This is a genomic window from Candidatus Eisenbacteria bacterium (genome assembly GCA_016930695.1).
Lineage (GTDB): Bacteria > Orphanbacterota > Orphanbacteria > Orphanbacterales > Orphanbacteraceae > JAFGGD01.
Genome location: JAFGGD010000014.1, coordinates 46393 through 62106, shown reverse-complemented (window position 1 = coordinate 62106; position 15714 = coordinate 46393). Strand labels below are relative to the sequence as shown.

Genomic DNA, 15714 nt, shown 5'->3' with positions numbered 1-15714 from the left:
GGGGGGGGGGCGGGTGGCGGGGGGGGGGGGGGGGGGGGGGTTGCCACGGCCAAGACCGAATCCTATAATCAGCCGGTCGCGAATATATACCCCTTCCGGAGCGTCTACCGATGCGGACTCACAAACCGATACCGGTCCTGCTCATCCTCTCCCTTCTGCTCCCCCACGTCGCCGGCGCACAGGTGGTCGTCACGAGACAGGGGGATGAAAATCCGGCGGTCTCCGTCACCAAATCGATTTTCTGGGGCGGGCTCGGTGGGCTGCTCCTCGGCGGGGCGGTCGCTTTGGCTACCGAGGACGATGACGGAGAAATCCTGAAGTGGTCTTTTGTGGGCGGCACCTTCGCCGGCTTGGCGCTCGGTCTTTGGCATGTCACGCACAGACCGGAACCGCGTGGCGCGTTTCTTCAGATCGGTCCCGAGGGCGCGCTCGTGTCTCTGCCCCGCCCGGATTGGACCTCGCGGACCGACCCGCTGACGGGAACATCGGAGGAGCGGGTCGCCTACTTGCCGATCCTCTCCCTTCATCGCTAGTGCGGAGCGGGTGCGGAGAAAATAAGCTTCAACGCGGTCCTGGGCGTTTTCATACACGGTTCCCGCTTCCCGGGGAGAGATTGGGGTTTCACCCGCCCGAACGGGGGGAGAGCTCTCCCTCCTGGACCGTTTTGCGAATCATCCTCACGCGCTTGATCCGCTGATCCTCCACCAGCTCCACAATCATCTCGGCGCCCAAGATTGCCACCCGCGTTCCCTCTTCGGGGAGATCGCCCACCGTATCCAGCAAAACGCCGGCGACCGTGTCGGCGCCGGTATCGGGCATGATCACGCCGGTCTGCTCGCGGCACTCTTCCGTGCCGCACCCTCCATCGAGAAGAAATTCGTCGCGCCCGACCCGTTGCACCGATGGAGTTTCCCGGTCGAATTCGTCCTGTATCTCGCCGACCAACTCCTCGATTACGTCTTCAAGGGTGAGCATACCCAGGGTCCCGCCATACTCGTCCAAGACGATTCCCAGGTGCACTTTCTTCTGCTGAAACTCCTTCAGAATCGTGCCGAGGGGCGTGTGTTCCGGGAAAAAGAGGATGTCCCTCCGCAGATTGCGGAGATTCACCGGTTGATCGGAAACGCGGACCGCCCGGTAAAGATCCTTGACGTGCGCGAAACCGATCACGCGATCCACGCTCCCCTCGACGAGAGGAAAGCGCGTGTAGCCGCACTTCTCGGCCACCTTCAGGTTCTCCTCCACCTCGCTCTCGACTGAGAGCACCACCATGTCGGTCCGGGGCACCATCACCTGATGCGCCTCGCGATCATCGAAGTCGAGGACGCGCTCCAGCATCCGGCTCTGCTGCTCCGTCATCTCCCCGTTCGCGGCGGAGCGCGTGAAATGCGCGCGGATGTCCGCCTCGGTCAGATAGAACTCGTAGGGGTCGGTGGTCCGGATGCCGATCAAGCGGAGGGTCAGGAGCGACGCCCCGTTCAGCAGGCGGATGAACGGATAGAAGAGCACGAAAAAAATCCGCAGGGGCAGGGCGATGTTCAACGCCACGCCGAAAGCCCTGCGAATCGCGAACGATTTGGGCGCTTGCTCTCCGATGACGATGTGCAGAAACGTGATGGTTGAAAAAGCGATCACGAAAGAAAGTGAGTGCAGGATCGTCTCGGAGTGAATCCCGACGCCCCGGATAACCGGGTCGAGCAGGCGGGCGACGAAGGGCTCGCCGACCCAGCCGAGCGCCAGGCTGGCCAGGGTAATACCGAGCTGACAGGCGGACAGATAAGTGTCCAGGTGGCGGCTGACGCGCAGCGCCCATCGGGCTCGCCGTCCCCCCTCTTTAGCCCGCCTCTCGAACCAGGCGACGGGCGCTTTCACGATCGCGAACTCGGCCGCTACAAAAAACGCGTTCAGGAAAACGAGCAGGAAAACGACGAGGATCTTAGATAGAGGATCTTCCATACGCGCCGCGCAAGCGGCTATACCTCCTCGGGATGCAGGCCGATCGCGAGGATGCTACAGGCGACGATCGGCCGGAGCCCCAGCCGCCTCGCCTCTTCGATCAACTCCTCGCTTTCCGCCCCAGGATTCACGAAAAGCTCCCCAACCCTCTTTTCGGCGATATCCGCCAAAACGGTAATGCCTACTTTCGGCGGCAGATAGAGAGAGGCGGCATCCACCTCCCCCGGGATGTCTCGGATCGAGGCGTACGCTTGGAGCCCTTCCACCTCTTCCTCTTTGGGCGTGACGGGAAAGACGATATATCCCTTTCGCTTATAGGCTTTCACGGCCTTGTTCCCGTACTTGTCCGGGTTGTTGGATGCGCCTATAATGGCGATTCTTTTCGCCTCCATTTCCATGCTCTCCTCGCTCGACCGACAGGGGACACAGCCGCGGAGAATGCTAGCATAGGCCGTACCCGGAGAAAAGCCTCCTTCTGCAAGGGGCGGCGTCTCGCGCGGATCCACGGCCGCGCCCACCAGGACATCGCGAGGGGCGCCGGACCAAGCCGCCGGGCCGACCGGACTCGATCTAACGCCTTGCAAACATATAACTTGAAACTCGGCCTCCTTTGTGAGATCCTTATAGTGGAATTGCCGGTATTGCTCTACGCTCGACTCAGAGAATGCGTTTTGAGGAGGTGCTGGATGCCCCCGACGAGAAGGCGCTCTATCCCCGCGTCTCTCCTCCTTTGTTCGATCACGCTGATCGTATTTCTTTTTCCCATCCCGGCCATTCGCGCCGCGTCTCTTTCCGTGACTCCGGAAGCCGGAACCATGGATGTGGCCACGCGGACGATCTCCGAGATCGCCTCGTACGAAGGCGCCGGCTCGCTCGGCCTGCCCGACCTGAGGGGAGCCGCGCCCGGCCAGCCCCTGGCGGTCCATCATCCCCGATCCGGCGAAGTCGCGTATCGTCTCGTGCCGGTTTTCTCCGGCGGCCGCGCCATCGCGCTGATCGGCGTGAACGCATCCGGCGACAGGCGCCTGTGGATCAGCTTCGGGAGCGAACAGGAGCGGTTCCCGCCCGTGACGCCCGGCCGGGCGGCGGAGCGCGCCGCCGAGCATGCCCGCTCCCTCGGCGCGCCCGAACCATCCGCGGAGGGACGCCTCGTGGAAGGGGCCGACAAGCGACTCTACTGGGCGTTCGACGCGCCGGGCGACGACTTCTGGTTGGTCGACGCCGGGCGCCCCGGCGCCGACGTCCTCGGCTCGGTGGACGGCTCGCATCGTGCGGCGCTCGCCACACCCGTCGATCTCCGCCGCGGCCGCGCCGCCGAAACCCTCGCGCCACTCCCGGACAAAGCCGGGACGGACACCGACCGCGCCATTCCCGACGCCTACGTTATCCCCGGCGTCCCCTACCACTATCAGATCACCAGCTGGTTCTGCGGTCCCGCCGCGCTCCAGATGGTTATGGATTACTACGGCGAGGAGATCGGCCAGCACCCGATCAGCGACGTGGCGAATGACGTCACCGGCTCCGGCTGCTATTCCGACGACATGCTCCGCGCGGCGCATTTCAGCGGGATGAGCACCGCCATACAGGACACCACCCTCCGTGGTTACGCGGAAAGGAAACTGGGCTACGCCTGTCCGGACTTCAACCTCGGCATTTACCCCAACCCCCGCTCCCAGACGAAGCACCGGATCTGCTCCCACGAGCCCCTCTTCGCCCTGACTTGGTACGGGCCGACCCATACCTCCGGCCACTACAGGGTCATCCGGGGATATGACGACAACCTGGACGTTTTTCTGATTCACGATCCGTGGTACGGCGCCCCCTATTCCGGCCCGGACGTGCTTTTCGACCAGACCTTCTTCGTCGAGGACCTTTGGGCGTATACCAATCAGTGGGCGATGACCCCCGCCCCCTGGCTGCTCAACCCTTCCATCTCTTCCGGTATCGCCGCCGGCGACACCTTCCTCGTCGAGTTAGAGGTTGTCTACCCCGGCTCCGGCGTCTTCACCGGAAAAAACCCCTGTACCGGTTGCCTCGCCGAGATCCACCTCCCCTCCGGCTTCTCCCTCGTTTCGGGAAGCGCGGCGCAATCTCTGTCGGACCTCTCCTCCGGCAACGCCGACACCGTCTCCTGGGAAGTGGCGGCCGGCCCGACCCCCGGCGCATTTGATATCCGTTTCGGCGCGCGGGGAACCGTCTCCGCATCCTGCTGGAGTTACGGCTCCTACCAGGACAGCATCGGCGGCCACGGTCTCGAAACGGTACAGGTCGACCCGGCCCGCCTCGACGGCTGGGAAGACGAGGTACGACTCACCTCCGACCCGGCCGCCTCCGGCACCGGTTTCCCCGGCGGCCGCGCCCTGGCCGTGGAGGATGACGGCACGGTCCACGTCGTCTGGTCGGACTCCCGGAATGGTAACGGCGAGATCTATTACCGCGTCCTCTCCGGCGGAACCTGGCAAACGGAAACGCGCCTCACCGCCGACACCGCTTTCTCCGACGGCCCGGCCATCGCCCTGGACGAAACGGGGGGGGTGCACGTCGCCTGGGTGGACACCCGAGACGGCGAGCGGGAAATCTACTACAAAACGAACGACGGCTCCGGCTGGTCCGCCGACGAAAGGGTGACCTCGTTCTCGGGAGCCGACTTCGCCCCCACCATCGCCGCCGGCGGCGACGGGGTTTATCTCGCCTGGCAGAGAAACGTAAGCGGCCTTAGCTATTACGCCGTCCTCTTCTCCGCCCGGACCGATACGGGCTGGTCCGACCCGATGCAACCGGACGATTCGTCCATAAAGAACTCCTACCGTCCCTCGCTCGCCTGGGGAACCGACGGCCTGCTCCACCTGGTTTACGAACGGGAGGGAACCACGGCGGAATGGGAAAAGATCCGGCACAGAAGCTGGGACGGCGACACCTGGTCCTCCGCGGACGTGCTCGCCTCCGGCCTCGCCCCGTCCCGCAACCCGGTGATCGCCGCCGGCCCGGCGGGAACGCTCCACGTGGTCTGGCAGGACTACGAACACGGCGGAGGCGACATCTTCTACGCCGAATACGACGGCTCCTCCTGGGCGGCGGCCGAATCACTCGCCTCCGCCACCGCCGAAGCGGGCACCCCGTCGGTCGCCGCCGGCGGAGACGGCCGCGTCCACGTCGCCTGGGTCGACCACCGGCACAGCCGGTCGGAGATCTACGCGCGCACCCGCGAGGGCGGAATCTGGTCCGGCGACATGCGCCTCAGCGGCGGCCCGGACCACTCCATGCTCCCCTCGATCGCCGCCAACGGTTGCGGCTTCCTCTGCGCCGCCTGGACCGATTACCGGCACGGGAACACGGAGATTTACTTTCGGTGTGAATCGGTAGAGACGGGCGTGGCCCTCGTCGAGAATGCCGCCGGCGCGAGACCCCTCCCGACGATCCTCTCCGCCCCCCGTCCCGCGCCGTTCACCGTCGAAACCCGGCTCTCCTTCTCCCTCGACCGACCGGGGCGGGTGGTCCTCGGCGTCTACGACATCGCCGGCCGCCGGGTACGATCCCTCGCCGACGCCGTCTACCCCGCCGGCGTTCACGAAACGGCGTGGGACGGGAGGAGCGACGCGGGACGCGACGCGGCGCCCGGCGTCTATTTCGTTCGCTGCCGCACGCCGCGGGGCGCCCAGGCGCGGCGCGTCGTCCGTCTCCGCTGAACCGCCCCTCCGGGGAAGGGGATGCGGCACACGCGAAAAAACGGCGAGGGGGAAGGCGGCGGCGCCCTCCCCCTCGTTTCATGACTCCCGCGAAACGGGTCCCGACTACATCTGCCCGAACAGATCCTTCGTCATCACGCGCGTCGCCCCCTTGTCGAGGTAGACGTCCACCGACCGGTTCGAGACGGGGAACTCCTCCGACGGACTCCAGGACCCCTCGGGACCGCTGTTGGTGTATTTGTACTCGATGCGGGCCCCCTCGGGAAACTCGATCAGAAGCGACCAGATCCCGTCGCCGGCCTTCTCGTCGCCATGCGTACCGTCGTCGTACATGGGGATCTTGTTCGGCGTCCAGTCGGCCAACTCCGGCTGGTTCCCGACGATGTAGATCGCCTTGGCCACCTTCTGCGCCGTGGCGTCGCATGTGAAGAGCACCGGCAGCGGTTTCCCGCCCCCCTGCGCCATCGCGCCGCCGCCCCCCGTCGAAGCCGATCGGATCACCGGCTCGATCTCCGGCGCCTCGATCGAAGCCCCCGCCTCGCGCGCGTAGCGGTAGACGTTCTCGATGTGCGTGCGGAAAGCCCGATCGAAGGGCTCGTCCCCCCCCGGCGCGTTCTGATCGGTCCCGTACCACCAGAACCAGTCCGAGCCCTCGGCGGCGTACATCTCCTCCCAGGCCATGGCGCCCGGGGTGGGGGCCGTCTCCGCCGCCCTCGGGTCCGGCGCCGGGATACCGGTCGATTCCAGATCCTCGCGCGTTCGCCGCAAAATCTCCCATGCGAGGTTCTCCTCGCGCTCCCCGATCCATGTGGCGAAGTTCGCGTCGATCCAACTCCCCGGCCAAAGCCGCTCCAGCCCCTTCATGTCGGCGATCGGGTGGGGCGGCACGCCCCGTTTCCGGTTCCCCTCGATGTACTCACTGGTGGTGACCGTGACCACCTTCCGTTCCTCGTAGAGCTTGGAGAGCTTTCGGTAGAGGGCGTGCAGAAACTCCTTGGCGTCGTTGTCCCGGACGTACCACTCCCAGGCGTTCTCGCCGTCCAGGATCACCGTCAGCAGCCGGTCCCCCTCCCCCACGGGCGGAGCCGCCCGCAGCACGTCGCGAATGAAATCGTCCGCCGCCTCCTCGCCGTAGAGACGCTGGTAACGGAAACCGATCTTGTCGGAGAGAGGGGTGTCGCGGAACACGACCGCCAGTTTCCCCGGTCCCTCGCGCGACTCGACCCGATAGGGATAAAGAATCGACTGCCCCGCCGGCGTGGATTTGCCCAGCACCCGGTCCGCCGTCGCCATCCAGCGAATGCCGTTTCTCGCCAGGATCGGCACGATCGACTCGGACACCGAGCCCTCGCCCGGCCACATCCCCCGCGGCGGCTGGCCGAAAAGCTCCTTGAAGAGAACCACCGCTTTCGCCACCTGCGCCTCCGCGTCGGCGGGATAGGAGAAGCGCTCCGGCAGACGATCGTTCGGCTGGCAGATCCGGGCCACGTCCGAGTCGTAGATCAGCGGCAGGATCGGGTGATAGTACGGAGTGGTCATCACCTCGATCTGGCCCTCGCCGGCGGCCGGGTCGTACATCAGCTCCTCGTGGATCGGCACCACGGAGGCGAGCACCTTCCATGTCTCCGCGACGAGACGGTTGGCGTCCTCCTCGGAGAGTGCGCGGCGGAGCCGGAAGTTTCCGCTTTCGTCCTCGGCGACCAGGTCCGAAAGGTCGGTGACCCACCCCCCGGGCAGCTCCACCGGCCCGCGCAGAAAGTCCGGATCGAACCAGGCGAGGTAGTGCCAAGTCTTGATCGCACGCTTCTCCTGGACCGTGTAGTCCTTCCCCTCCTTCTCGCGGAGCGCGAGATACTGCGGGAAGCGGTTGATGACCACCTCGGAAACGCCGAAGCTGTTCCACGCGTTCCGGAAAAGATGGGCGTCCTCGGTCTCCCCGAAGGCTTCGGTGTCCATCAGCGCCATGTCGATCCACGGGTCGGTGCGCCCTTTCCAGGCCGCGAAAAAACCCTCTTCGTCGACGCGGTTCCCGACGGGATCCACGAAGGGACGGAGCCTCTCCACGTAATAAGTCTGGAGCTGGAAAAGAAGCACCGACGTGAGATTCACGTTGTAGTGGACGTCGGGGTAGCGCCTCAGAATCGACGCCATGTCGTAGTAGTCCTTGGTGCCGTGGGCGCGCACCCAGGGTCCCTGGAGTTGGTCTTTCTCCGGATCTAAATAGAGCGGCTGGTGCTGGTGCCAGACCAGGTTCAAAAAGACCGTCCCCCGGTCCGTGTCGTACTCGTCGCTCACGGGGATCTCCCGCGCCCCCTCCTCGAAGGAAAGGCCCCCGTCCGGCTTGACCACCAGCAGGCTGTTGAAGCCGCCGTAATTGTCGTCCACCTTGGTCGGGTTGTCCGGGTCCTCTTTCCAGTCCGTACCGTTGACGACGAACTTGTACCGGTACGTGCCCGGCGCGAGGGGAACCACGAGATTCCACGCCCCGCCATCGCCGCGCTGCATCGGCATGGCGTCGGCGGACCATCCGTTGAACTCGCCCGCCAGATTCACGCGCGCCGCGCCGGGCGACCGGAAGGTGAAGCGCACGCCCCCCTCCACGACCTCCGGCGGGCCCGCCTCCGCGACGGCCCACAGGAGCGCCGCCGCGAAAACCGCGCAAAAAACCATCATCCGTCTCATCGGTCCCTCCTCTTTTATTTATCACATAAACGGTCTGTGCCGGCCGGCGGATCGCCGCCCCCGTCCGTCTTTTCATTTTAGCCGACTCGGGGGCGCCGCGCACCGTCGACCGCCTCCCCGGGGACGTGTTTTTTTTACTGGCCCTTTCCGGTGTTCCTTGTCTAATCTTGTTCCGGGAGCGGGACGAACGAAACTTGCATCTTCCGCTTGCGCTCCCGATCGGGTCGGGGTAAGATGACCCGTGAAAGACGGATTTCCTCGAGCGAGGGGTGGGGTTCGGGCTGGTGATCGAGGGAGGGCGAAAAGCCCGCACCTCGTTTACCCAGCGGGCGTAGCCCGACCGCCCCTCGTGTTTTTTTGCGCTCGGTTCCCCCCCCGGGTCACGCGCGCCCCCGGCGCGAAGGGCGCCCCGCCGCCGGTTACCCGGCCCGGAGCCCTCCCGTCCCCCGGAAAGGGCGCGCCCCGGGGGCCGCGGAAAACCGCCGCGCCCCGCTTTTTGGGGGTTCCCCCCGAGAGCGACTCCGCGATACCATTCAAGGGTCGATACCTTCTTCCAGGCTTCCTCCCCACCGAGTCGAAGCTGCACAGGAGCGGCAATATGGATAAGAAACAGATGGATTCCCGCGTGTTCATGGAGATCGAAGACCGCCTCGGCGCGCACAATTACCATCCTCTCGACGTGGTGATCGAGCGGGCCGAGGGGTGTTGGGTCCACGACGTGGAGGGAAAGAAATATCTCGACTGCCTGGCCGCCTACTCGGCGGTGAACCAGGGGCACTGCCATCCCCGCCTCCTCCGGGTGATGAAGGAGCAGGCCGAGCGCGTGACGCTCACCAGCCGCGCCTTCCGCAACGCCCAGCTGGGACCGTTGTATGAGGCGCTGGCCGAGGCGACCGGTATGGAGCGCTTCCTGCCGATGAACAGCGGCGCCGAGGCGGTGGAGACGGCGGTCAAGGCGGCGCGCAAGTGGGGATACAAGGTCAAGGGGATCCCGGAGGACCAGGCGGAGATCATCGTCTGCTCGAACAACTTTCACGGGCGCACCACCACCATCGTCGGCTTCTCCAGCGACGAGCAGTACAGGGACGGCTTCGGTCCCTTCACCCCCGGGTTTCACATCATCCCCTTCGGCGACATCGAAGCGCTTCGCTCGACGATCAACGCGAATACCTGCGCCTTCCTGGTCGAGCCGATCCAGGGCGAGGCGGGGATCATCATCCCGCCCGACGGCTATCTGAAAGAGGCGGAGGCGCTCTGCCGCGGGAGTAATGTCCTTCTGATTCTGGACGAGATCCAGTCCGGCCTCGGCCGCACGGGCAAGATGTTCGCCCACGAATGGGAGAACGTGAAGCCTGACGGCCTCATCGTCGGCAAGGCGCTCAGCGGCGGCTTCTATCCCGTCTCGGCGTTCTGCTCCAACGAAGAAGTGATGGGCGTCTTTCATCCCGGCGACCACGGAAGCACGTTCGGCGGCAACCCGCTCGGCGCGGCGATCGCCCGCGAGGCGCTCGCGGTGATCCGGGACGAGAAACTGGTGGAGAACGCGGCGAAACTGGGCCCCTACTTCATGGAGAAGCTCCGCACCATCCGTTCGAGCCGCATCAAGGAAGTGCGCGGCCGCGGGCTCTGGGTCGGGCTCGAGCTCGACCGTCCGGCGCGGCCCGACTGCGAAGCGCTCCAGCGGAAGGGTATGCTCTGCAAAGAAACCCACGAGATGGTGATCCGTATCGCCCCGCCGCTGATCATCAAGAAAGACGAGATCGACTGGGCATTCGAACAGGTAAAGGCGGTCCTGGAATCGTAGGGACGGCCTCTACGACATTCCGATTCGGACGGGGCGGTGGGCCGAAAGCCTTCCGCCCCTTTCGGTCCTGAGCGCCGCGGTACGTTTCGGCGAAAAAAGCGGGTGGGGGGCGGGGCGGGCTTGGTATGATGAGCGGGCGCGGCGCGACGCCCCCCGGAGGTATAAACATTGGACACCCTGCTTGTCGGTTTCGTCATCGGTCTGGCCGCGGCGGTCTTCGTCGCCATCGCCTTCCGCCGCTCCCGGCGCCCCCGCGAGGTTTCGCCTTCGACGGAGGTCCACTCCTTCGTCACCGGCCTCCGGGCCGTCTCGGAACTCTCCGTCTTCCGAATCCGCACGAAGGAGATCATCACCGCGTCGGACCACTGGTTCGGTGGTTTCGGCAAGCGCTATCTCTCTTGGCTCATCTCCACGAAACGGATGACCATGATTTTCGAATTCGACGTGGACTTCCGCTACAACCTCGCCAGCCCCGAGATGGCGGTCTCCGAGGACGGCCGGGGCGGTTTCACGGTTCGCCTCCCCCCATGCTCCTACGAGGTGCGGATTCTGGACATGCGGATGCACAGCGAAAAGGGAACCGAGCTTCTCCCCTGGCTGATGCCGGAGATGGTCAACCGATTCATCACCGGCGGCTTTTCCGTGGAGCAGAAGAACGCCCTGATCGACGAGGCGAAAGACCAGGCGGTGCGGCTCGCCGCGGACCTGGTCTCCTCCGCCGAGGGGGACGCCCAAACATCCGCGCGGCGGAGCATCGAAATGTTCGCCCGCGGTTTCAACGCCGATCGCGTGTCGATCGGCTTCGCCCCCACGACGGAATTCCACCCGAGGATCGACGCCACGCGAATCGAGGGGTTGCTCGATCGCCCGGCGGGGGACGAATAGGCGGCGGCGGACCGGTCCGGGAACGAAAAATCGGTGCGTGGAGCGGGGGCGTTCGCGCCCCCTTTCCTTTTATGGGCGAACGATTGTGAACCGCAACTCCGGCAGATTCCCGGCGCGGGCGACCACGCGGTCTCCGCCGGCCAGGGGGCCGACCCCCTCCGGCGTGCCGGTGAAAAGAAGATCCCCCTCTTCGAGGGTGAGGAAGCGCGAGACGTAGGCGAGAAGCTCGCCGGGGCGGAAGAGCATGAAGGATGTGCGCGAGTCGTGCCGGGCTCGGCCGTTCACCTCGAGGCGGATCGGCATATCGAGGGGGTCGCCCGCCTCGGCCGCGGGAACGAAAGCCCCCACGGGCGCGGAGCAGTCGAAACCCTTGCCGAGCGCCCAGGGGCCGCCCGATCGCTTCGCCCTCTCCTGCTCTTCCCGGAGCGTGAGATCGACGCCGACGGCATAGCCCGCGATCAGGCGCTCCGCCTCACCGGGAGAGAGATTCTTCCCGCCGCCGCCGAGAAGGGCGACCAGCTCCACTTCGTGATGAAGGAGCCCCAGCGCTTCCGGCACGCGGACCTCTCCTCCGCCGGTGTGCAGCGCGGTGAGCGGTTTCAGAAAGAGGAAGGGGGCCGCCGGGGGAACGGATCCCATTTCGGCGGCGTGGGCGGCGTAGTTTCGTCCGGCACAGAGTATCTTGCGCACCGGAACGGCTTGTCCGGCGAGATCGACACGGGCCGCGCTCATCGCGTTTCCCCGCCGGCCTTGGAATCGTCAAGAGGGGTGTCCTCTTGAGCGGGCGTCCTTTTCTCGCTCCCCGCGCTCTCTTCGGGACGGCACCCGTCCCACAGGGCGGAGCCTCAGGTTTTCACTCCCATCTTGGGAAGAATCAACCAGTTGAGCAGCAGGTAGAACACGAGAAAACCGATGATCCACCAACCTTCCATCCCTCGCCTCCCGATACGGGCCATTCGCGGCCTCCCCACTGTGCGCTCTTCCCGCCCTGAAACGCCGGGGTGTCCGGCTGAATCACCTTCTCGGATAGAAATATAGTCTTCCCGGCCCGCGCGGACCACCGGAAAGGCTCCTCTTCTGTTGCGCAACCCGCCCTATCGTGCCATATTTGTTGCAACGGGGCGCAACACAGACCGCGTCCGCGTTGCAGCCCGTGCAACACCTCGTGCGGGTCGGGCGGAGGAACTCGATGAAAGGGCATGACCATCTCGCCGTCTGTATGGCCCAGAGGGCCAACATGGAGGCGATCTTTCACGCGGTCGCCGACGGGATCCTCACGGTGGATCGCGAACTACGCATCACCAACATCAACCAATCCGCCCAGGCGATGCTCGGCATAGGCGCCGAGGAGGCGGCGGGGAAGCCGATCTGCGATATCTTGCGCTGCCCCCTCTGGGACATGGGCGAACTGCTGCGAGAGACGATGCGAGAGAACGAGGGGGCCCGGGAGCGCGAGAACGTGCTCATCCGCCCGGACGGTACGGAGGCGCGGGTGATCCTGAGCACCAACCGCCTCCTGGACGACACGGGCGGCACGGCCGGCGTGGTGATCATCGCCCGAGACGTCACGCACCTCCGGGATCTGGAGACCCGCCTCGAGGATCGCGGTTCCCTCCATAAGCTCCGAGGTAAGAGCCATGCCATGCAGGAAACCTACGCCCTCATCGAGCAGGCGGCGCCCACCGACTCGACGGTGCTGATCCTGGGCGAGAGTGGGACCGGCAAGGAGCTGATCGCCGACGCCATCCATCGTTGTAGCCGCCGCCAGAACGCCCCCTTCGTCAAGGTGAACTGCTCCGCGCTCTCCGAGAGCCTCCTCGAGAGCGAGCTTTTCGGCCACGTCAAAGGAGCCTTCACCGGCGCAACTTACGACCGCAAGGGGCGTTTCGAGAGCGCCGAGGGGGGAACCGTCTTCCTCGACGAGATCGGCGACCTGACCGAGCGGATCCAGGTCAAACTGCTGCGGGTCCTGCAGGAGAGGGAAATCGAGCGGGTCGGCGACACCCGGACGATCCCGATCGATGTCCGGATCCTCGCCGCCACCCACCAGGACCTTAAGAAGCGCGTCCAGGACGGGCTCTTCCGGGAGGACCTCTACTATCGCCTGAACGTGATTCCCCTTTTCGTCCCCCCTCTGCGCGAGAGGAAGGAGGACGTCCCCGATCTGGCGATGCATTTCCTCGGCGAGCTGGCGGAGAGGGCGGGAAAAAGAATCGAGAGGATCTCGCCGGACGCGCTCCGGTCGCTGATGGACTACGAATGGCCCGGAAACGTCCGTGAGCTGCGCAACGCGATCGAACACGCCACGGTCAAGTGCCGCGGCCCGGTCCTCCTTCTCGAGGACCTCCCCCGGGAGATCGTACGGGAAACGGCGGGCCTCTCCCCTCCGCTCGGCGGGCCCACTGTCGGTGACACCACCGGCTTCGTCACCCCATGGAGAATGCCGGACCGGGAAGCCCGCGACATCCGCGCCGCCCTGGAGGAAGCGAGCTGGCACCGCGGCCGCGCCGCCGGATTACTCGGCATCGACAGGACCACCCTCTGGCGCAAGATGAAGCGCTTCGGCATCGAGCCCCCTCCCGCCCCCTGACGCGGCCCCCCTCCCCCTTCCCCATGTTGCACCACACCGCAACACCCACCCGATCTGGAGGCGCCGCACACACGGCCACCCCCATAACTTCAATTTTTACAATCAATTAGGTTTTTCCCTCTGGATTGTCACGTTTCCTGCGATAGGGAAGGAGAAGAACGCGCGACGAAGACGCGAACAGCAAAACAAGGCCCTTTTCATAACGGAGGTGATCGGCATGAGCAAGCCGACGGCGATTACGGATCAGCAGTTCGAGAAGGAAGTGATTCAGTCCGACATCCCGGTGGTCATCGATTTTTGGGCTCCCTGGTGCGCCCCCTGCCGGATGGTCGGGCCTGTGATCGAGAGCCTGAGCGAGCAGATGAACGGCTCCGTGAAGTTCGTGAAGGTCAATGTGGACGAGAACACGCAGCACGCGGCGAAGTACGGCATCCAGGGGATCCCGACGCTCCTCTTCTTCAAGGACGGCGAGTTGGTCGACACCGTGGTGGGCGCGTATCCGGAACAGGCGCTCCGCGAGAGGATCTCCCAAGCCTTCGGGGTCGAAAGCGGCCAGCACTAAACACAAACCGTATCATGGCGGGCGCGCCTCCTCTCTGCCCTCGGAGGCCGCCCCCTTTAGAAAAACCGCATTTCTCTATGGAACCTCCCGCCCGCGCTCCCTCTTTGGGGGCGCGGGTGTTTTTTCGCTCCGCGCTCTCCGCACGGTTCTCTTTTCTTCGTCAATCCTCTCCCAATCGCTCGGCGAAGAGGGGGAGGGCGAGGAAAAGAAAGAGAAAGGCGAGATAGTTATGGTGGAAGATGCGCGAGGTGAGAAGAAAAGCGAAGAGTGCGAGCGCGAAGGCGGTCATCGGTGCGCCCGCGCCGACCCGCGTCCTCTGTCGCCGGAGAAGAACCCACCCGACTGCGATCATGAGCGGGATCTGAAAGAGCCCGAAGGGGAAGTAGTGGTAACGGCTCTCCACCAAGCCGAACACGTTGATCAGATTGGCGAGTCCGTATCCGGGCGTTCCGCCGAGCGGGTAGCTCACCTCCGACAGGCCGGTGTTGAAGAGCCACGTGTCGTCGACGAACGCCCCCGGATTCCAAAGGAAGAAGGGGAGCACGAAAAGCGCCACGGGGAGCAGAAGGGGGGCGGCGCGACGGACGCCGGCACGGACCGCGCCGGCCCACCCGTCTTCCGAGCGCCCCAGGTAAATCACGAAAAAGGGGATCATCAGAAAGGCGAACTGTTTGGCCGCGCAGGCCGCGCCGAGAAAGAGCGCCGCGCCGCGCGCCCGGCCGCTCAGCATCAGGTGCGTCGCCCCGAGCATCGCCACCAGGGGAACGACGTCGTTCCTCCCCTCGATCAGGTGCGGAACCAGGAAGGGGTTCAGCCCCCAGAAGGCCGCGAGCAGCACCCTCCTCTCCGGATCGGCGGTCCACCTCGGAATCCAGAAGAAGGGGAGCAGGTAGAGGAGCAGATAGGTGGCGCGTGCGTCGTAACCGCCGAAAAGCGCCTTCCCGACCGCGTACCCGGGGAGATGTATCAGGAAGCTGAGCGGGAAGTAGGGGAGATGGAGAATCGCCGGGTTCCCCGGTCCCCAGTCGAGTCCCGCCATCGGCGTGGAGCGGTAATCGGCGGCGTAGGGGTTCTCGCCACGGAGAAAAAAGCGGAGCGCCTCCTCGGTCTGGATGACGCCGCCGTCGTGGGCGTGACCCCGCGGACCGTCTTGGAAGCGGAGCGCCATCGAACCGATCGCGGGCAGCACGAGAAGCGCGGCGATCAGGAGCACCAGGATCGCCCCCTTCGCCCGCCGTCGTACGCGGAACGAAACGTCTCCGGTCGCCACGAAACCATAAAGGAAAAGAAGCGCCGTGCAGGCGGCGACCTGGAGCGCGCCGATCGGGTTCCGCACCAGGCTCTTCTCGAAGATCCCGGCCCAGAAACCGCCCGTCTCCGCGAGGCCCGCCAGCTCACGGCCGAATTCGAGGCGTCCTTCGCTGGGGAGGTTCAGGAAAACGAGCAGGAAGAGAATGGGGATGTCGATCGGAAGGCGCCCCGCTCTCTTTTCGCTTCGGGTTTCCATTCATGCGCTCCGTTCGCGCGCGCCCGGCCGCACGGGCGGCGA

General features: G+C 65.3%; 11 protein-coding genes. 6 read left to right on the top strand and 5 right to left on the bottom strand.

From position 1 onward, the window contains the following. The first annotated feature begins 110 nt into the window (after positions 1 to 110). Complete coding sequence (locus tag JW958_02505) at positions 111 to 533, top strand: hypothetical protein (protein ID MBN1825109.1); 423 nt, start codon at positions 111 to 113, stop codon at positions 531 to 533. Between the two features lie 88 nt (positions 534 to 621). Here the strand turns inward: JW958_02505 and JW958_02500 are convergent, their stop codons facing one another. Both JW958_02500 and JW958_02495 read right to left on the bottom strand, forming a co-directional pair. Continuing rightward, a complete protein-coding gene (locus JW958_02500; protein ID MBN1825108.1) occupies positions 622 to 1956 on the bottom strand; it encodes an HlyC/CorC family transporter in 1335 nt (444 codons plus the stop codon). Positions 1957 to 1973: 17 nt separating this feature from the next. After that, positions 1974 to 2348 (bottom strand): CoA-binding protein, encoded by a 375-nt coding sequence (locus JW958_02495; GenBank protein MBN1825107.1) that lies wholly within the window; start codon positions 2346 to 2348, stop codon positions 1974 to 1976. A 423-nt stretch (positions 2349 to 2771) separates the two neighbouring features. On the opposite strand from JW958_02495, the gene JW958_02490 reads away from it, so the two are divergent. Then, positions 2772 to 5642 (top strand): C39 family peptidase, encoded by a 2871-nt coding sequence (locus tag JW958_02490; GenBank protein ID MBN1825106.1) that lies wholly within the window; start codon positions 2772 to 2774, stop codon positions 5640 to 5642. A 105-nt stretch (positions 5643 to 5747) separates the two neighbouring features. On the opposite strand, the gene JW958_02485 is transcribed toward JW958_02490, so the two are convergent. After that, positions 5748 to 8324 (bottom strand): hypothetical protein, encoded by a 2577-nt coding sequence (locus JW958_02485; protein MBN1825105.1) that lies wholly within the window; start codon positions 8322 to 8324, stop codon positions 5748 to 5750. A gap of 613 nt (positions 8325 to 8937) precedes the next feature. Here JW958_02485 and rocD point away from each other — a divergent pair. Both rocD and JW958_02475 read left to right on the top strand, forming a co-directional pair. Continuing rightward, complete coding sequence (gene rocD / locus JW958_02480) at positions 8938 to 10128, top strand: ornithine--oxo-acid transaminase (GenBank protein ID MBN1825104.1); 1191 nt, start codon at positions 8938 to 8940, stop codon at positions 10126 to 10128. A gap of 168 nt (positions 10129 to 10296) precedes the next feature. Further along, complete coding sequence (locus JW958_02475; GenBank protein MBN1825103.1) at positions 10297 to 11013, top strand: DUF4230 domain-containing protein; 717 nt, start codon at positions 10297 to 10299, stop codon at positions 11011 to 11013. A gap of 69 nt (positions 11014 to 11082) precedes the next feature. Here the strand turns inward: JW958_02475 and JW958_02470 are convergent, their stop codons facing one another. After that, positions 11083 to 11745 (bottom strand): fumarylacetoacetate hydrolase family protein, encoded by a 663-nt coding sequence (locus JW958_02470; GenBank protein ID MBN1825102.1) that lies wholly within the window; start codon positions 11743 to 11745, stop codon positions 11083 to 11085. Positions 11746 to 12202: 457 nt separating this feature from the next. Between JW958_02470 and JW958_02465 the strand changes: the two genes are divergently transcribed. Then, entirely contained in the window at positions 12203 to 13603 is a 1401-nt protein-coding gene (locus JW958_02465; protein MBN1825101.1) for a sigma 54-interacting transcriptional regulator, read from the top strand. A gap of 217 nt (positions 13604 to 13820) precedes the next feature. Continuing rightward, positions 13821 to 14165, top strand: coding sequence for a thioredoxin (gene trxA / locus JW958_02460; GenBank protein MBN1825100.1), 345 nt, complete (start codon positions 13821 to 13823; stop codon positions 14163 to 14165). Between the two features lie 160 nt (positions 14166 to 14325). Here the strand turns inward: trxA and JW958_02455 are convergent, their stop codons facing one another. Continuing rightward, complete coding sequence (locus JW958_02455) at positions 14326 to 15672, bottom strand: hypothetical protein (protein ID MBN1825099.1); 1347 nt, start codon at positions 15670 to 15672, stop codon at positions 14326 to 14328. Between the last annotated feature and the right edge of the window lie 42 nt (positions 15673 to 15714).